General features: G+C 68.8%; 19 protein-coding genes. 10 read left to right on the top strand and 9 right to left on the bottom strand.

The genetic code is table 11. The features are described from left to right. Positions 1 to 23: 23 nt before the first annotated feature. The gene (locus ACIG5A_RS08600; RefSeq protein ID WP_397239345.1) at positions 24 to 473 is read left to right on the top strand and encodes a roadblock/LC7 domain-containing protein; all 450 of its coding nucleotides are present in this window, start codon (positions 24 to 26) and stop codon (positions 471 to 473) included. Positions 474 to 485: 12 nt separating this feature from the next. Beyond that, positions 486 to 857, top strand: a complete 372-nt coding sequence (locus ACIG5A_RS08595) for a hypothetical protein (protein WP_397239343.1) — start codon at positions 486 to 488, stop codon at positions 855 to 857. Positions 858 to 864: 7 nt separating this feature from the next. Here ACIG5A_RS08595 and ilvD read toward each other — a convergent pair whose 3' ends face one another. After that, positions 865 to 2,580, bottom strand: a complete 1,716-nt coding sequence (gene ilvD / locus ACIG5A_RS08590; RefSeq protein ID WP_397239341.1) for a dihydroxy-acid dehydratase — start codon at positions 2,578 to 2,580, stop codon at positions 865 to 867. A 68-nt stretch (positions 2,581 to 2,648) separates the two neighbouring features. Then, positions 2,649 to 3,359, bottom strand: coding sequence for an ankyrin repeat domain-containing protein (locus ACIG5A_RS08585; RefSeq protein WP_397239339.1), 711 nt, complete (start codon positions 3,357 to 3,359; stop codon positions 2,649 to 2,651). A 136-nt stretch (positions 3,360 to 3,495) separates the two neighbouring features. Here ACIG5A_RS08585 and ACIG5A_RS08580 point away from each other — a divergent pair, with 136 nt between their 5' ends. After that, entirely contained in the window at positions 3,496 to 4,731 is a 1,236-nt protein-coding gene (locus ACIG5A_RS08580) for a serine hydrolase (protein ID WP_397239337.1), read from the top strand. On the opposite strand, the gene ACIG5A_RS08575 is transcribed toward ACIG5A_RS08580, so the two are convergent. Together ACIG5A_RS08575 and ACIG5A_RS08570 are read right to left on the bottom strand one after the other, a co-directional pair. After that, complete coding sequence (locus ACIG5A_RS08575) at positions 4,724 to 6,241, bottom strand: YfcC family protein (RefSeq protein ID WP_397239335.1); 1,518 nt, start codon at positions 6,239 to 6,241, stop codon at positions 4,724 to 4,726. The two genes, ACIG5A_RS08580 and ACIG5A_RS08575, sit on opposite strands and share 8 nt — an antisense overlap. Further along, on the bottom strand, positions 6,238 to 7,575 hold the full coding sequence (locus ACIG5A_RS08570) for a M20/M25/M40 family metallo-hydrolase (RefSeq protein ID WP_397239333.1): 1,338 nt from the start codon (positions 7,573 to 7,575) through the stop codon (positions 6,238 to 6,240). The genes ACIG5A_RS08575 and ACIG5A_RS08570 overlap by 4 nt, the downstream gene beginning before the upstream one ends. A gap of 154 nt (positions 7,576 to 7,729) precedes the next feature. On the opposite strand from ACIG5A_RS08570, the gene ACIG5A_RS08565 reads away from it, so the two are divergent. Then, positions 7,730 to 8,443, top strand: a complete 714-nt coding sequence (locus ACIG5A_RS08565; RefSeq protein ID WP_397239331.1) for a DsbA family oxidoreductase — start codon at positions 7,730 to 7,732, stop codon at positions 8,441 to 8,443. A 4-nt stretch (positions 8,444 to 8,447) separates the two neighbouring features. Here the strand turns inward: ACIG5A_RS08565 and ACIG5A_RS08560 are convergent, their stop codons facing one another. The 3 genes from ACIG5A_RS08560 to ACIG5A_RS08550 form a co-directional block, all read right to left on the bottom strand. Next, positions 8,448 to 8,609 carry a hypothetical protein gene (locus tag ACIG5A_RS08560; RefSeq protein WP_397239329.1) on the bottom strand — a complete coding sequence of 54 codons (162 nt, stop codon included), beginning with the start codon at positions 8,607 to 8,609 and terminating at the stop codon, positions 8,448 to 8,450. A 76-nt stretch (positions 8,610 to 8,685) separates the two neighbouring features. Next, positions 8,686 to 9,021 (bottom strand): Lsr2 family protein, encoded by a 336-nt coding sequence (locus ACIG5A_RS08555; protein ID WP_397239327.1) that lies wholly within the window; start codon positions 9,019 to 9,021, stop codon positions 8,686 to 8,688. A 94-nt stretch (positions 9,022 to 9,115) separates the two neighbouring features. Next, positions 9,116 to 10,969 carry an ABC transporter ATP-binding protein/permease gene (locus ACIG5A_RS08550; RefSeq protein ID WP_397239325.1) on the bottom strand — a complete coding sequence of 618 codons (1,854 nt, stop codon included), beginning with the start codon at positions 10,967 to 10,969 and terminating at the stop codon, positions 9,116 to 9,118. Positions 10,970 to 11,152: 183 nt separating this feature from the next. Here ACIG5A_RS08550 and ACIG5A_RS08545 point away from each other — a divergent pair, with 183 nt between their 5' ends. Then, positions 11,153 to 11,620: a hypothetical protein gene (locus tag ACIG5A_RS08545; RefSeq protein WP_397239323.1), complete on the top strand. Its 468-nt coding sequence runs from the start codon at positions 11,153 to 11,155 to the stop codon at positions 11,618 to 11,620. 7 nt (positions 11,621 to 11,627) lie between these two features. On the opposite strand, the gene ACIG5A_RS08540 is transcribed toward ACIG5A_RS08545, so the two are convergent. Continuing rightward, entirely contained in the window at positions 11,628 to 11,855 is a 228-nt protein-coding gene (locus tag ACIG5A_RS08540) for a hypothetical protein (protein ID WP_397239321.1), read from the bottom strand. Between ACIG5A_RS08540 and ACIG5A_RS08535 the strand changes: the two genes are divergently transcribed. The 5 genes from ACIG5A_RS08535 (at position 11,848) to ACIG5A_RS08515 (ending at position 16,708) form a co-directional block, all read left to right on the top strand. After that, positions 11,848 to 12,960, top strand: coding sequence for a LysR family transcriptional regulator (locus ACIG5A_RS08535; RefSeq protein WP_397239319.1), 1,113 nt, complete (start codon positions 11,848 to 11,850; stop codon positions 12,958 to 12,960). The two genes, ACIG5A_RS08540 and ACIG5A_RS08535, sit on opposite strands and share 8 nt — an antisense overlap. Before the next feature lie 183 nt (positions 12,961 to 13,143). After that, on the top strand, positions 13,144 to 14,325 hold the full coding sequence (locus tag ACIG5A_RS08530; protein ID WP_397239317.1) for a lipase family protein: 1,182 nt from the start codon (positions 13,144 to 13,146) through the stop codon (positions 14,323 to 14,325). A 93-nt stretch (positions 14,326 to 14,418) separates the two neighbouring features. Then, a complete protein-coding gene (locus ACIG5A_RS08525) occupies positions 14,419 to 15,240 on the top strand; it encodes a MerR family transcriptional regulator (RefSeq protein WP_397239315.1) in 822 nt (273 codons plus the stop codon). 8 nt (positions 15,241 to 15,248) lie between these two features. Then, the gene (locus ACIG5A_RS08520; protein ID WP_397239313.1) at positions 15,249 to 15,965 is read left to right on the top strand and encodes a hypothetical protein; all 717 of its coding nucleotides are present in this window, start codon (positions 15,249 to 15,251) and stop codon (positions 15,963 to 15,965) included. Next, the gene (locus ACIG5A_RS08515) at positions 15,962 to 16,708 is read left to right on the top strand and encodes a DUF4166 domain-containing protein (RefSeq protein ID WP_397239311.1); all 747 of its coding nucleotides are present in this window, start codon (positions 15,962 to 15,964) and stop codon (positions 16,706 to 16,708) included. The genes ACIG5A_RS08520 and ACIG5A_RS08515 overlap by 4 nt, the downstream gene beginning before the upstream one ends. Here the strand turns inward: ACIG5A_RS08515 and hutC are convergent. Continuing rightward, entirely contained in the window at positions 16,705 to 17,460 is a 756-nt protein-coding gene (gene hutC / locus ACIG5A_RS08510) for a histidine utilization repressor (RefSeq protein ID WP_397239309.1), read from the bottom strand. The genes ACIG5A_RS08515 and hutC overlap by 4 nt on opposite strands. Positions 17,461 to 17,589: the final 129 nt, after the last annotated feature.

The raw sequence follows: 17,589 nt of genomic DNA, 5'->3' as shown, positions 1-17,589 counted from the left end.
GGAAAAAATTGCTGGGCGAACTGATGGGAAGGTTGACCAAGGTGGCGATGTCCGGACCCGAACCGAACGCGGCGGTGCTCGCCGAATTGAGGGCGCTACGCGATCGAGTCCCCCGGCTGACCGGCGCGCTGGTGGCCTCGAGCGACGGGCTGCTGATCGCGCACGATCTGCCGCCGAGCGTCGAGCCGACGGGCATGGCGGCATTGAGCGCGACGCAGCTGTCGCTGTCGCATCGGCTGGCCACCACGGCGCACGGCGGCGGGCTACACGAGGTCGTCGTCCACGGCACCGGCGGGCACGTGGTCATCTACGCGGCGGGCTGGAATTCGCTCACCGTGCTCGCCGATCCCGAGGTGAACGTCGGCAGGCTCCACCTGGAGTCGCGCCCGGTGGCCCGCGCCATCGCCGATCACCTGACCGCGCAAGCGAGCGAATCCTCGAAAAAGCCAGTGAACAAACACCAATTGAAGTGAAAGGAACACACATTGTCGAATATGGATCTGTCGCTGAAGGACATGATGGTGATCGACGGCGCGCTCGGCGCCGCGGTCGTCGACTACAACAGCGGCATGGCGCTCGGCATGCTCGGCAGTTCGAAGACGCTGGATCTCGCGGTCGCCGCCGCGGGCAACACCGAGGTGGTGCGCGCCAAGATGCGCACCATCGAGCAGCTCGGCCTCAACGAGGGCATCGAGGACATCCTCATCACGCTGTCCGCCCAGTACCACATCATCCGGCCGATGACCGGCCGGAAATCCAAGGGCCTGTTCCTCTATCTCGCCCTGGACCGGGCCAGAGCCAATCTCGCGCTGGCCCGGCATCGCCTCAAGGGCATCGAGGAGGACCTGGAGGTGTGAGCGCGCCTCATCCGCAGACGGCGCCACCGGAGGCCGAGCCGACCAGCTTCGTGTACTTCGCGAGCACGCCACGGGTATAGCGGGGCGGCAACGGCGCCCAGCCGTCGCGGCGGGCGGCGAGCTCGGTGCCGGCGATCTCGAGGTCGAGCGTTCCCGCCGCGACATTCAGCGTGATCCGATCGCCATCGCGGACGAAGGCGATCGGGCCGCCGTCGACCGCCTCCGGCGCGACATGGCCGACGCACAGGCCGGTGGTGCCGCCGGAGAACCGGCCGTCGGTCAGCAGCAGCACATCCTTGCCGAGGCCCGCGCCCTTGATGGCGGCGGTGATCGCGAGCATCTCGCGCATGCCTGGCCCGCCCTTCGGCCCCTCGTACCGGATGACCACCACATCGCCCGCGCCGATGGTGCCGTCCTCCAGCGCGTCCATCGCGGCCCGCTCGCGGTCGAAAACCCTTGCGGTGCCGGTGAATACGCTCGCATCGAAGCCGGCGGACTTCACCACAGCGCCACCGGGCGCCAGCGAACCGCGCAGGATGGTGATCCCGCCGGTCGGATGGATCGGCGCGGCCAGCGCGCGGATCACCTTGCCGTCCGGGTCCGGCGGCGCGATATCGGCCAGGTTCTCCGCGACCGTGCGGCCGGTGACGGTGAGGCAATCACCGTGCAGCAGACCGGCATCGAGCAGCGTCTTCATCATCACCGGCACACCGCCGATACGGTCGACATCGGTCATCACATGGCTGCCGAACGGTTTCACGTCGGCCAGGTGCGGCACCTTCGCGCCCACCCTGGCGAAATCGTCGAGCGACAGTTCCACCTCGGCCTCGTGCGCGATGGCCAGCAGATGCAGCACCGCGTTCGTCGAACCGCCGAACGCCATCACCACCGCGATCGCGTTCTCGAACGCCTCGCGGGTCATGATGTCGCGCGCGGTGATGCCGCGGCGCAGCAGCTCGACCACGGCCTGCCCGCTGCGCCGCGCGTAACCGTCCCTGCGCCGATCCGTGGCGGGCGGCGCCGCGCTGCCCGGCAGCGACATGCCGAGCGCCTCGGCCGCACTGGCCATGGTGTTCGCGGTGTACATCCCGCCGCATGCGCCCTCGCCGGGACAGATGGCCCGCTCGATGGCGTCCACGTCGGCGCGGCTCATCAGCCCGCGCGAGCAGGCGCCGACCGCCTCGAACGCGTCGATGATGGTGACTTCCCGCTCGGTGCCGTCGGACATCTTCGCGATACCGGGCAGGATCGACCCGGCGTACAGGAAGACGCTGGCCAGGTCGAGCCTGGCCGCGGCCATCAGCATGCCGGGCAGCGATTTGTCGCAGCCGGCGAGCAGCACCGAGCCGTCGAGCCGCTCGGCCTGCATCACCGTTTCGACGCTGTCCGCGATCACCTCGCGCGAGACCAGCGAGAAGTGCATGCCCTCATGGCCCATCGAGATGCCGTCGGAGACCGAGATGGTGCCGAATTCGAGCGGGTAGCCGCCGCCGGCGAACACGCCGTCCTTACACGCCTTGGCCAACCGGTCCAGCGACAGGTTGCACGGGGTGATCTCGTTCCACGAGGACGCGACGCCGATCTGCGATTTGGCGAAATCGTCGTCGCCGAGCCCGACCGCGCGCAGCATGCCGCGCGCCGCGGTCTTCTCCAGCCCGTCGGTGACGTCGCGGCTGCGCGGCTTGATGTCGACGGGTGCGTTCGTCGAATTCTCAGTGGTCATGGCGGACACCAACTCCGATCACGTCGCGGGCTCCGGCGATATGGTCAGCTCCGGTTGCCGGTACGAATCTACTCGGCGCGCCACGCCTGCCGCGCCAGGCGTGCGGACCTTTCCCTCAGCTTGCGGTGGCGCGCGACGACGACGTCCCAGGCGAACAGGGCGCCGTTGCGGCGGGCCCTCGGGTCGGCGCCGCCGTCGAAGAGGATCCGCAGCGTGGTGTCGTACCCGGCGAGCGCGGCCACATGGGCCGGGGTGCCGTGCTTTTCGTGGTTGACGTTCGGGTCGGCGCCCGCGCCGAGCAGGACGCGGACCACGTCGTCGAGTCCGCGCCCGGCCGCGGCGTGCAGTGGGGTCCAGTTCGCGTCGTCGGCGACGCGCAGGTCGGCGCCTGCGGTGAGCAGCGCGCGCAGTAGCTCGGTGTGCCCGCCGATGGCCGCGAGGTAGAGCGGGCGAGCGCGGTAGAGGCTCTTGATGTTCGGGTCCGCGCCCGCGGCCAGGAGCAGACCGGCGATCTCCAGCTGCCCGCCGAGCACGGCGCGCTGCAGCGGGGTGGTCAGGCAGCCGTGCTTGCCGATCTCCGGGTCGGCACCGGCCGCGAGCAATACCCGGACCACGTCGGCCGCGCCGTGGCGAACCGCCAGGTACAGCGGTGTCACCCCGGCCGTATTCGGCAGGCTCGGATCCGCGCCGCGGCGCAGCAATGCACCGACCCCCGCCGCATCGGCCGTGCCGATGCAGGTGCGGAGCCGATGGTCCAGTGACGATTCCGGCCGCGCCACGCCTACCTCATCTTCATCCCTCGACCGCGCACTGCCCGCACGGTCCCACCGCAACGGTAACCGGACATTCGGTCGCACACACCGCGATCCGGCGCGACTCAGCTTCGGCTCAGCAGGCGACACTATTCTCGGGCGCATGAGCCCCCTTGCTACCTCGCTGGTGACGGTCGCCCCCGATCTGGACTCGGTGACGACGGTCGGGCACGAAGACGATCCCGCCGACGCCGGGCTCACCCGCGGCGATATCGAGGCGGTGTGGGCGTCGGTGCGGGCGTGGTACCGGCTCGGCACCACCCCCGCCATACAGGTGTGCCTGCGCCGCGGCGGGAAGGTCGTGCTGAACCGGGCGATCGGGCACGGCTGGGGTAACGCGCCGGGTGACGCGGCGGACGCCGAGAAGATCCCGGTGACGCCGGAGATGCCGTTCTGCGGGTTCTCCACCGCCAAGGGCGTCTCGGCGGCGCTGATGTCCATGCTCATCGAGCAGGGCGCCTTCGCATTGAATGATCCTGTCTGCCAATACATCCCGGAGTTCGCCGCGAACAACAAGGGCATCATCACCATCGGCGACGTGCTGTCGCATTCGGCGGGTGTACCGTTCGTGACGCCGCCGTATCGCGGCTACGAGCTGGTGGTCGACGAGGAGCTCACCGTGCGGGCACTCGCCGATCTGCGGCCCAGCTGGCGGCCCGGCCGATTCCGCGTCTATCACGCGCTGACCAGCGGGCTGATCCAGCGGCTGCTCGTCCAGCGGGCGACCGGGCATTCGATGCGCGAGCACCTGCGCAAACAGGTGCTGGAGCCGCTCGGGTTCCGCTGGACCAATTTCGGCGTCGCCCCCGAGGATGTCGACCGGGTGGTGCCGAGCGTGAAGGTCGGGCCGAATCCCTCTCAGGTGTGGAACCTGCTGGCGCGCAAGGCACTCGGCGGTGGATTCGAGGGCACCCGCTCCGCGGACGCGCAGCGCGCCTTCCTCACCGCGGAGCTGCCATCGGGCAATCTCGTCACCACCGCGACCGAACTGTCGCGCTTCTACGAGATCCTTTCCCGCGGTGGCGAATTGGACGGGGTACGGATCATGCGCCCGGACACCCTGCGCCAGGCGGTGCGGCCAGCGCCCTGGCTGCCCGGCGTGGCGGGACGGGTCAGCGTGGCGGGTTACGAACTCGGCGCCAGGCGCTCGAAGTTCGGCCGCGACACCGAATCCCATTTCGGCCGTAGCGGTTTGACCACCCAGTACGCCTGGGCCGACCCGGCGCGCGCCCTCTCCGGCGCGATACTCACCAACGGCAAGGCCACCACCGACCTGGATCGCCCCGCCCAGCTGTGCGCCCAGATCTCCGGCATCGCCGGACCTTTGCGGTTCAGCTGATCCAGGCGCCGACCGCCAAGAACACGCAGATCAGCACGAAAAGGATGCCGAGCAGCGGGCCGATGAACCGCACGTACCTGTCGTAGCGGACCTTCGCCAGCGCGATGCCGCCGGTCACCACCGCGGTCGTCGGGGTGACCAGGTTGGCCAGGCCGGAGGCCGACTGCCACGCGGTGACCACAAGGGAGCGCGGCACATTCGCGAAATCGGCGAGCGGCGCCATGATCGGCATGGCCAGGGTGGCGTGCCCGGAGGTGGACGGAATCAGCAGGGCGAGTGGAATATTGACCAGAAACACCGCGACGGCGAACAGCGCCGAGGACGTGCCGGTCACCGCGCCCTCCAGCGCATGCAGTGCGGTGCTGGTGATCTGGGTGTTGTTCATGATGACCGTGACGCCGCGGGCGAGCACGATCACGATGCCCGCGCCGACGAAATCGCCGAAGCCCTTGCCGATGGCCTCGGACATCTTCGTCTCGCCGAGACCGCCGACGATCCCGATCACCGCGGCGCCGACCAGGAACAGCGCGGTGAGTTCGGGGAAGTACCAACCCAATTGCCACGGATACGGCGCCGCGCCCGGCCCCTCGACCACCTCCGCCCACGGGATGATCGCGAAGATCATGAAGGCGAAGGTGAGCACGACCAGCCAGAGCACCGCCGCCTGGCGGCGACTCATCGGATCCGGTTGGTGGTCTTCGGCTTTCACGTCGCGATCCCCCGGCTGCCAGCCCGACCACGACTTGTCCGGATCACCCGCGACGCGCCGCGCGTACCAGAGCACGTAGCCGATGGTGGCCGCGGTGAGCACGACGAGCATGGCCACTCGCAGCGCGATGCCGTCGCCGATCGGGATATCGGCGGCCGACGAGGCGGTGCCGGTGGCGAACGGATTGACGGTCGAGCACAGCACGCCGACGCCGGCGCCGCAGATGATCGCGCCGACCGCGGTCATCCGGTCGTAGCCGAGCGCGAGCGTCAACGGCACCAGCAGCGCGTAGAAGCCGAGTGTCTCCTCGGCGAAGCCCTCGACGGTGCCCGCGACCGCGAAGACCACCATGACGCCGACGATCAGCAGCTGAGACCGGTTGCGCAGCCGATACGCCAACTGCCCGATACCGCTGTCGAGCGCGCCGGTGGCGAAGGCGACGGTGATGAACGCGCCGACCGCGAGTACGAACATGAAGACCGCCGCCGCGCCGTACAGATCGCCCGACAGATCGGGCCCGACCTGCCCGGTCGCGCCGTCGCGAATGCCGTAGAGCCCGTTGATCGGCGCGAGGAACAGATCGCGCAGCCGGGAGCCGAAGCTCTTGACGTCCTCGATCCGGTGATACGTCCCGGCGATCGGGCGGCCCTTGTCGTCGCTGTCGTAGGCGCCCGGCGGGATGATGAAGGCGAGCAGCCACACCAGCAGGGTGACGGCCGCGAGAATCGTGTAAGTCGAAGGGAAGAACCACTTCCGGTGGTGATGCTCGGTCGCCTGCTGCCCGGTCGCCACCTCGCTCATGCCCGCTTCCTGTCCGCGAAGAGCTGGAAGAATTCGGCCTCGGCGAGCGCGACATTGTGCAGCTCGCTCAGCAGCACCCGCTCGTTGAAGCCGTGCAGATTGCATTTGGCGTCCTCGGCGCCGAGCATCAGCACCTCGGCGCCGGGATTGGCGGCGGCGAGCGCGTTGGTGAGCGGGATGGACCCGCCCATCGCGGAGTAGACCACGTCCGCGCCCCACGCCTTCGTCATCGCTTCGCTCATGGCCGCGTAGGCCGGGCCGTTCGTCGCGGCCGCGAAACCGGCCCCGACATCGCCTCCGGTGACGGTCAATTCGATGCCGTACGGCCTGATCTCGCGCAGGTGGTCGATGACGGCCCGCTGCCCCTCGGCCGGATCCTGCTCCGGATGGACACGGACGTTGAGGTAGGCGCGCGCGTACGGAACCACCGCGGACGCCGCGGTTTTCACCGGCGGCGCGTCCAGGCCGATGACGGTGATGGCGGGTCCGTACCAGATCCGCTCCCCGATGGGCCCGGTGCCGAGCAGCGGCATTCCCGGTGGCATGCCGACGATTTCGGCGAATTCCGCGGCGGTGTAGTCCGCGCCGGTCCACGTGTCCCTGCGCAGGCCGGGCACCGCGACGTTGCCGTCGGCATCGTGCAGGGTGGCCAGCGCGGCCGTCAGCGTGAGCAGCGCGTCGGCCGCGGCGCCGCCGAATTGGCCGGAGTGCACCGGGGCGGCGAGCGTGCGCACCTCGACGTACACATCGGCGACCCCGCGCAGCGCGGTGGTCAGCGTCGGTACGCCGGCCCGGATATTGCCGGTATCGCAGATCAGCAGGGCATCGGCCCGGAACAGCTCGGGATGCTCGGCCGGATAGCCGTCGAAGGCGGACCCGTATTCCTCCTGGCCCTCGATGACGATGGTGACGCCGACCGGCGGCTTGCCGCCATAGGCCCGCAGTGCGCCGAGGTGGGCGACCACGTTGGCCTTGCAGTCGGCCGCACCGCGCCCGTAGATCGCGCCGTCCCGCTCGGTCGGCGTGAACGGTGGTGTCTGCCACAGCTTTTCATCACCCGAGGGCTGCACGTCGTAGTGCCCGTACAGCAGCACGGTCGGCGCGCCATCGGGTGCCGGAATCCGCCCGTACACGACCGGTGCGGTATCGGGCAGGCGCAGCGTCTGAATGTCGTCGACGCCCGACTTTCGCAACTCGTCAGCAACGAGGTCATGTGCCCGCCGCACCTGCTCCGCCGGATAGTCGGGGAACGCGATGGACGGGATGGATATCAGCCGTTCGAGCACGTCCGTGAGCTCCGGCAGCAGATCACCGACGACACCGCGCAGGTCCATGCCCCACATGGAACCACAGCGGAGCCGCCGTTCGTGCGAAGCGCAGGCAAACCGCCGCAGGGGCGTGTGACCGAGGACGCGGGAACAGATCAGGTAGCCCCGATGTTGCTCCATGCGGGTTTCCGGGGGACAAGCAACGAGAGCGAGGACGACCGTGCGGGTCGAGATCTGGACCGATATCAACTGCCCCTTCTGCTACCTGGGCAAGGAGCGGTTCGAGCAGGCGCTGACCGAATTCGACCACCGCGCCGAGGTGGAAGTGGTGCACCGCTCGTTCGAGCTGGACCCGCGGCTGCCCGCCGATGAATCGGGGCCGGTGATCGCGAAGATCGCCCGCAAGTACGGCATCAGTGAGGCGCAGGCCGCGGCCAACGAGCGCGGGATCGGCGCGCAGGCGGAGGCGCTCGGGCTGACGTATCTGACCGAGGGCCGCGACTACGGCAACTCCTTCGATATGCACCGCCTGCTGCACTTCGCGCTCAGCATCGGCAAGCAGGACGCGCTGCTCGACGCCCTCTATCGGGCGAACTTCGCCGAGGAGCAAGCACTGTTCGCCGATACCGAGCGGCTTGTCGCGGTGGCCGTCGGCGCAGGCCTGGAGGAATCCGCCGTGCGGGCGGTGCTCGCCGACCCCGGCGCCTACGCCGATGATGTGCGCGCGGACGAACAGGAAGCGGCGCAGCTCGGTGCGACCGGCGTCCCGTTCTTCGTCTTCGATCGCAAGTACGGCGTCTCCGGCGCACAGCCTGCGGAGGTGTTCGCGCAGGCCCTGTCTCAGGCCTGGACGGAGCGCGAGCCGGCGATCCAGACGATCGGCGGCGGCGAGGCGTGCGGGCCCGACGGATGCGAGCTGCCCGCGCGGGACTGACCCGTTACTTCTCCGGTTCGTCCTCGGCCGGTTTCACCGGGGCGAGCCGAACCACTCCGGCATCAAGATCGAGGGCGACGCGCGGACGGTGCGCCTGACCGTCGCTGTCCTCGCTGCCTTCGTCTTGCAGCTTCTGGCCTGGAAACAGTTCACCGATTACGCCCACAACCCCAAGATAACCCGAAGGGGAGTCCGGGCTCGAGTGTGCGCGGGGCCACCCCCGCCCCGCGCCGCAACCGAAATTAAGCGTTGGCCTTGTTGTAGGCCTCGACGACCTCCGCGGAGACACGCCCGCGGCTCGACACCTCGATACCACTGCGCTTGGCCCAGTCCCGGATGGCCGCGGTCTGCGCGCGGTCGCCCGCGGTACGCACACCGACGGTCTTGCCACGCGGCACCCGGCCGACCCTGCGCGCGTGCGGCGTCCACTGTTCGAACACACCACGCAGAAGACTGGCGTTCAGCACCGACAGGTCGAGCTCGTACCCAACGCCGTCCACGGCGAACGACACCGTTTCCTCGGCCTGGGACTCACCGTCGAAGTCATCGACCAGCGTCACAACAACCTTGCGAGCCATATGGTTTCCCTTCACACGCCACGAATCGACAAACCAGCCAATACTAGCCGCAAATCGTGACCACGAGTTTGCCGGTGGGGCGGGCCTGCCGCCGTCACCGATTCGAATGATTCGGAGTGAAGGACCATACCCCACCGCCCGCGAGTTCCAGGCGTGCGTTGTGGTGCTGGTCGACCGTGGCGCGGTGGGCGGTGCTGACCAGGATGAGATCGGGTAGTTCCGTGCGAATCAAGGTATAGAGCGCGAATTCGAGCCCCTCGTCGACCGCCGACGTCGCCTCGTCGAGGAAGGCAGCCTCGGGCCGGATCAGGATGATCCTGGCGAATGCCAGGCGCTGCTGTTCACCGGGCGAGAGGATGGTCGCCCAGTCCGCTTCCTCGTCCAATCGCGTCATCAGATGTCCGAGTTGCACTTTGGTGAGCACCGCGCGCACCGCCCCGTCCGTCGCGCTGCCCGGCGGCGCGGGATAGGTGACCGACGCACGCAGGTCGCCGAGCGGCAGATACGGCAGCTGCGAGATGAACAGCGTGCCCGGCCCGTCCGGCCTGGCGACGGAACCGTCCGTGTAGGGCCACATCTCGGCGATGGCCCGCAGCAGGGTCGTCTTGCCGCTACCGGAAAGCCCCTTGATCACCACCGCGTCGCCCGAGGTGAGCCGCAGCGACAACTTCTCGATCAGCACCGCGCCGTCGGGTTTGCGGACATCGATCTCGCTCATCTCCACCGAACCATCGAGTGCCCGCACCCCGATCGACGGCAGTTCGCGGGATTCGTCGCTCGCCTCGACCAGACCCTCCAGTCGCAGCATCGTCGCGCGGAAGGCCGCGAAATTGCTGTAGCTGTTGCGGAAGAACGACAGCGAACCCTGGATCTGCCCGAACGCGTCGCCGGACTGCCGGACATCGCCGAGTGTCACGGCGCCGGAGAAGAACGGCACCGCCTGGAGTAGCCACGGCAGTACCGCCGCCGTCTCGGTGGCGCCCTGGTTCCAGCCGATGAACCGGGTGGTCAGCAGCACGAGGCGACCGTAGATGCGCAGCACCTCGGTGAATCGCGCACGCAGCCCGCGCTTCTCGGTGTCCTCGCCGCGATAGAACGACACCCGCTCCGCGTTGTCGCGCACCCGCACCAGCGCGTAGCGGAAGGTCGCCGTCGCGGCCTGGTACATGAAGCCGAGCCCGATCAGCGGACGGCCGAGCCAGAACGCGACCACGGTCACCAGCAGCGTGTAGAAGTACACGACGAACACCATCGCCCTGGGGATGTCGACGCCGAGCACGGTCAATGTCGTCGAAAGATCCCACAGGATCCTGGTGAAGGACACCACCGAGATCACCGCGGCGACCGCGCCGAGCGACAGGGCGCGCGTACTGCTGATCATGTCGCCGACGTCCTGCTGGATGCGCTGATCCGGGTTGTCGAGCGGTGTTTCGATGAATCGGGCGCGGTAGTAGGTGTGGTCGTCGATCCAGCGATCGGTCATCCGGTCGGTCAGCCAGCGGCGCCAGCGAATCTCGAAGCGCTGGCCGACATAGAAATCCAGCACGGTGCGCGCCACATCGATCGCGGCGAGCACCGCGAAGACGAGCATCGAATGCCAGAAGGCGTTCACCGCGGCGCCGAGCGCCGTATCGTCGCCGCGGCCCATCGCCTCGGCCGCGTACTGCAGCGCGGTGAACATGTCGTTGCCCTGATAGGACAGCAGCACCTTCACCCGGACCGACAGCACGGTGCTCAGCAGCAGCACCGCGACATACGCGAAGGTGCGCACCGCCTCGGGGCCGAGGAAGAATCGGCCGGTGACGTTGCGGAAATGCCGCCCCCACTTGGTGATCCACAGCAGGAGCAGCCCGATGGCGAGGAAGGCGACGCAGGTGATCACGAACGCGATGAGCAGCCACTGGGATGACGCGACGAATTCGTCACTCCAGTCTCGTGAGTCTGACACCGCGGCCTCCGGTCGTATCCGGGCAACGTCGATCAGGCGGTCGAGCGATTGCTCACGTTACTGGCCACCTGGGCAAATCCGGCGGATCCCGCACAGTCACCCGTCCGCGAGTTGGCCGAAATCCGGGGAAGTATGGCATTGCTGCCACTTCTCAGAACGCCGCGCGCTACCTACCGTCGCGTGGTGACCAAATTTCTCCTGTCCGTGCACGTGCTGGCCGCGATCATCGCGGTCGGACCGGTCACGGTAGCGGCCAGCATGTTTCCCGCCGTCGCCCGCCGCGCCATCGCCGAGCCGGACGCGAGCGAGCACATCACCACGCTGCGCACCCTGCATCGCATCTGCCGCGTCTACGCGCTGATCGGCCTGGCCGTCCCGGTCTTCGGCCTGGCCACCGGCCTGAGCATGGGCGTGCTCAGCGACGCCTGGCTCACCGTCTCGATCGGTTTGACCGCGGCCGCCGCGGGCATTCTCGCCCTGCTCGTCCTGCCGGATCAGGCGAAGATCCTCGCCGACCTGACCACACCGGCCCCCGTGCTCGACGCCAAGTCCAGGGCCACCCTTGCCATGTTCACCGGTGTTTTCAATCTGCTGTGGGCGGTCGTCACGGTGCTGATGATCATCCGGCCCGGCTCGACGACCGGCGCGTGACCTCCGCTCAGTGGCGATGCTCGGCGCACAGGCAGCCGACCCCCTTCTCGATCCACACCTGGCCGTCCCATTCGGGGTGCCGAGCGATCATCAGTGCCCGGATCTCCTCGGCGATCGTCTCCTCGCTCAGCGCCGAATCGCGGCGACGCCACGTCTCGTCGCGCAGCAACCGGAGATAGTCGCGGACGTCGCGGAGCAGTTGTGTGCCACCGAAGTCGCCGTGGCCGGTGATCACCCATGCTGTGCGCGCGACCGGTGGCCCGCAGGCGGACCATTCGATCGCCGAGGTCCAGATCGTAGTCCTGCTCGTAGACGAGGTCGGGCTGGGTCAGGCGCACGCCTGCGAGGTGCCTGGCCACCGATTCGCCCAGCCCGGTGAGCATTTCGAGATAGCCGTGGCCTTTCGCCCGCAGGTCGGTCGCCTGGTCGCGGTTGATCAGATAGGTCGCCGCATCGCGGAAGGTGTGCGCGCCGAACGCGCGCTCCGGATGGAAATGTGTTGTCGTCAAATACAACCGACGTCCGGCGGCGACCTCCTCGGCGAACGTCAGTTGCACCGCTCCCCCGCGGGCGTCGCCCTCACCACGGCGGGCGCCGCGCTCTACGACGAGGCGTGCGCGTTACTGGCACAGGCGGATCGGGCGCGAGCCAGGGTGCTCGTCGTCGCGGGCACCGCCACCCTCACCATCGGCACCCTCGCCGAGGGTGCCGAACAAGGGGGCACCCGTCTTGCCACCGCATTCCGGCACCGCCACCCCGGCGTCGAAATCCGGGTCAGGGAGGCAGATTTCGCCGATCCGACCGCGGGCCTGCGCGCCGGTCTCGTCGACATCGCTCTCACCAGAACGCCTTTCGATCAGACCGGGATCACCGTCCGCGTACTGCGCACCGACCCGGTCGGCGCGGTACTGCGCGCCGACAATCCGCTGGCACAGCGCGACGCGCTACGGGTCGGCGAGCTCGCCGACCGACTCTGGTTCCGCCTGCCGGACGGCACCGACCCACTATGGCAGGCATATTGGACACAACGGACGGAACAGGACGACGGCCCGATGGTGCGCACGATGCACGAATGCCTCCAAGCCGTGCTGTGGAACGGAACCATCGGCATCGCCCCCCTGGTCCATGAACTACCCGACGGCCTCACCGCCGTCCCACTGACCGACATGCCACCGAGCAACCTCGTCCTGGCCTGGAATACCAACGACCACAGCCCACTGATCCGCTCGTTCACCCGGATAGCCGCCGACCTCTATTCGGGCGTGATCCCGTTCGGCCGTCGGCGTGCCCGGATCTTGCCCATGGATCGGCGTCCGCGTGGTCGACGACCGCCTCGGTAGCGGCGACGGGAGCAGGAACGCTGGACTGCCCGGGTACCACGGCAGAGAACGTGTAGCTGGACGAGTCATGTTGCCGCGCGCGGCATTTGCGGGATGATGAACGACGTGATCAGACTGGGGACGAGATCGGATCGCGGCGGCTTGCACCTCGGACGAGGGCTGTGCGGCGCAATCGTTGTGGCGGTGACCGCATGTACCGGATCGGGGGTCGTCACGGGATCTGCTGCGGCACAACCAGTTCCGGTTTCCACCGCGGACCCGTTCTACACCGCTCCCGCGGATCTGGCCGAGCACGCCAACGGGGCGGTGCTGCGGTCACGGGAGATCGTGCCGGTGGGGCTCATCGGTGCGCCGCCGACGCGAGCGTGGCAGGTGCAGTATCGATCGTCGGATGGCGCGGGGCTGCCGACCACGGTGGTCGCCACGATCGCGGTGCCCACCACGCCGTGGACCGAACCGGGACCGCGGCCGCTGCTCGGCCTGCAGATCGCCGAGGACAGTCTCGGACCGCAGTGCGCCCCTTCGCATTACCTGCGGATGGGACTGGCCGCGGGCATCAACAACAGCACCTTCTCGACCACCGAGGCGGCCTCGGCGCTGCGGCGGAACTGGGCCGTCGTCATCTCCGACTACGAGGGGCCGCGGGCCCGCTTCCTCGACGCCGGGCAGACCGCGCACGGCGTGCTCGACGGCCTGCGCGCGACCCGCTCGTTCGCACCCGCCGGACTGGCCGACTCCCCGATCGCCACCATCGGATATTCCGGCGGCGCGATCGCCACCGCGTGGGCGGCACAGCAACAGCCCTCCTACGCACCGGAACTCGAACTCGCCGGTGTCGCCCTCGGCGGCGTCCCGGCCGATCTGCCAAGCGCGATCGCAAAAGTGAACCGAGGCAGCAATGCCGGTCTCGGCCTGCTGTTGCTCGCCGCCTTCCATCGGCTCGCCCCCGAGGCCGACATTCCGGCATTGCTCAACGACCGCGGCCGCCGGATGCTGGCCGAGAACGCCAATGCCTGCGGACTCGAATTCGTGGTGAAGTACCTCTTCGCGAACATCGATGACTACACCGCGGCCACGAACATCGGCGCCGATCCCCGCATCCGCGCCATCGGCGAGACCACCCGCCTGGACAGGACAACACCCACGGCGCCCATCTACCTCTGGCACTCCACCGACGACGACGTCCTGCCCGCCGAGCGGACCGACGCGCTGGTCGACACCTGGTGCGCCACCGGCGGCCGGATCACCTACGTCCGCCCGCACGGCCAGAACCACGTCGCCGCGTCCCCCGCCGGATACCCCGCCGCCATGGACTACCTGGCCCAGCGGTTCACCGGCGCCATCCCTCCCACGGGATGTGCCTGAGATCTCACCGCCGCCACCAGCAGTTCTACTGAGAGTTAGAGCATTTACTAGAAGAGTGTTGACTCGAATAATAATCGTTGCAACACTCGGGGTGTGAGCGGAGACGGATTCACCGTGGAGACCCTGGCCGCCAAGGCCGGGGTCCCCACCAGCACTGTGCGGATGTATCAGACCAAGGGCCTGCTGCACGCCCCGCGCCGAGCGGGGCGCAGCGTCCGCTACGACGATTCACATCTACAGCGGCTGGAGCTGGTCCATCGGCTACAGGAGCGCGGGTTCTCGCTGACCTCGATCGCCACGCTGCTCACCGCGCGCACGCAGGGCGCGAGCGTCGCGGATCTGCTCGCCCTGCCCGGCGGCCCGGAGGACTGGGTGCCGCTCGGCCTGCGTGATATCCGCACCGTCATCAAGGCGAAGGACCTGCGAGCGAGCTTGTTGCGCAAGGCGACTCGGCTCGGGCTCATCCGCTGGCAGCGCGGCAGGCCGCAGACCAGGCGGTGGGCGCTGGCCAGCGGGCTGCGCACCGCCGAACTCGGTATACCGTCCGGCGAGGTGCTCGACCAGTTCGCCAGGCTGCGGGCGCACACCGACGAGATCGCCGCGGATTTCGCCGACACCTTCGAACGCACCCTGTGGCCGCGAATCCGGCAGGGCGGCAAAGAATCCGATCAACTCGATCAGGTACGCGCGCTGCTGGAGGAGCTCACCGGGATCGCCGAGGGCGTGGTGGTCGGCGCGCTGCGCGAATCGATGCGCGAGCTCGCCGAACGCTTCGCCGAGCGCCATGCGCTGCTGCCGGAGGGCGCGGCGCCCGCCTGGCTCGAACGCCCGGTTCCGGTGCTCGGTGAGCGCCTGGTCGAGCCGGGAACACCCGAAACCGATGCCGTCGACCAGTTCCTGGCCGCCGATACCTAGGAAAGACCATGAACAAGCTCTACATCGAGGCCGTCATCGACGCCGACATGGATCTGCTGTGGGAACGCACGCAACATCCGGCCGAACACCGCCGCTGGGATCTGCGCTTCACCGATATCGACTACCTCCCCGAAATCCCCGGGAAGCCAACGCATTTCCGCTACGCGACCCGCGCGATACCGTTCCGCCCGATCGCCGGAACCGGCATCAGCGCGGGCGACCGCGACCGGCCCGACGGCAGCCGCACCTCCGCGCTGCGGTTCAGCTCGACCGACCCGCTGTCGATCATCGAGGACGGCAGCGGCTACTGGCGATATGTCCCCACTCCCAGCGGAATTCGCTTCTACACCGGCTACGACTACACGGTGCGCTGGGGCAGGCTCGGCCCGGTCGCCGATCGAATCTTCCGCCCGCTCATGGGCTGGGCCACCGCATGGTCGTTCGATCGGCTGCGGCTGTGGTGCGAACGGGATATCACGCCGCGCCGCTCGCTGATGTACGCCGTGCTCGAATACCTCACGCGTGCCATCGTTCTCGTCACCGCGGTGGCCACACTTACGCTTGCACCATTCGGCTGGCTGACGCTCGCGTCCTGCACGGCCGCGGCCGCCGCCGTACTCGCCCCACCGGCCCCGGTCACCCCGGCCGCCCGCCGCTGCCTGCGCACCCCGCCCGCGAGAACCACCACCCCGAGCCTGCTCACCGCACTGGAGACCGCGACATGACGTCGATGTTCCGCACCGTCCTCGGCGCCGATTTCGAACGCCTGCATCCGCAGCTGCGCCGCCGCTTCGCCGTCGGGCTCGACAGCAACGAGGCCTGCCTCGGCACCGGTGTGATGGACCGCATCTGGCACGGCCGCCGCATCGTCCGCCCGTTCCTCGCGCTCGGCGCCAGCCGCAATATCCTGCTGCCGCGCACCGGCGCCGATATCCCGTTCACCATCGAGAACGTCCCGTACCGTGACACTTTCGGCCGCGAGACGGTGTCGTTCGTCCGCACCTTCGCCTTTCCGGGCGACACCCGCCGCTTCGACGCCCAGATGGTGCTCGACCCGCGCGGCGACCGCGTCCTCGACTACCTCGGCACCCACCAGCACCTCGCCTCCGACCTGCACCTGTCCGCCGAACCCGACGGTTCGCTGCTGATCCGCTCCGGCGACCTGCGTTTCCGCGAGGCGCGCGTCGACCTGCGCCTGCCCGAGGTATTGCACGGCCGCGCCGAGGTCCGCGAATCCTTCGACGACACCATCGGCCGCTTCCGCATCGACGTGCGCGTGACCAATCCCGTGCTCGGCCCCGTCTTCGGCTATCAGGGCACGTTCACCGCGCGCTATGTGGCCGCCGACACGCACGGCGTCCGCCCCGGCCTGCGTCCGGTCCGCGAAGAGGCGGACCGCCGCATTCGCTCCGGCCATGCGCAGGCCGACCGACCGGCTGCGCCCGAAAGTGCCAGAGTGGCGCGCTAAATACCGAACGCGCCCTCGAGGCGACTGCGCGAGCCAGGATGCACCAGGCGGGCGACGCTGACCAGGGTGAGCGCCGACCAGGTGCGGCGGCGGATCTGCAGGCACGGCTCGGTGCGGCGGATGCGCAGCAGTGCGCAGTCCTCACGGCGGCCCTGTACGGCTTCGACAACATGTTCGCCGCGCACCAGCGGAGCGACCTCGCTGAGGTAGCGATTCGGGGTGACCTCGGCGAAGTCCTGCTCGAGGTAGCCGGGGGCGGCCTCGGGATTGACGAAACGATCCTCCAGCTGAATCGGCACGTCGTCGTCGAAATGCACCAGCAGCGAATGGAATACCGAACCCGCGGGCCAGTCGGACAGCAGCGGGTTCTCGGTGTCGACCGGCTCGCTGCGCAGCAGTACCACCTCGGTGCGATGCCGGTGGCCGCGCTGCTGGATCTCGTCGGCGATATTGCGCACCTCGAACAGCGGCGAGGCCACCTTCGCCGGCGCGACGAAGGTGCCGACACCCATCATCCGGACGAGCACTCCGGCCGTGGCCAATTCGCGCAGCGCCCGGTTGATCGTCATGCGGGATATCCCGAGCGCGCTCACGAGCTGGTTCTCCGACGGCAGCTGATCGCCCGCCACCCACAGCCCGGCGTCGATCTGCCGGCGGATCAGCGTTTTGATCCGCTCGTAGGCGGGCGCCGACTCCGGTCCGGCCGCCGCGAACAATGCCGCCAGGTCCGAGACCCCCACCGGGCGGCTCATGCTGTGTCTTCTTCGGCATGGGCGGGGCCCTGCGTGGTGACGCTTCGCTGCCGCCTCCGGGCCTGACCGCTCATGCCGTGTCTTTTTCGGCATGGGCGGGGCCCTGCGTGGTGACGCTTCGCTGCCGCC

Origin of the sequence: Nocardia sp. NPDC052566 (assembly GCF_044547285.1) — a bacterium.
In the GTDB taxonomy this organism is placed as follows: domain Bacteria; phylum Actinomycetota; class Actinomycetes; order Mycobacteriales; family Mycobacteriaceae; genus Nocardia.
This window is presented reverse-complemented; position numbering and strand designations above follow the sequence as displayed.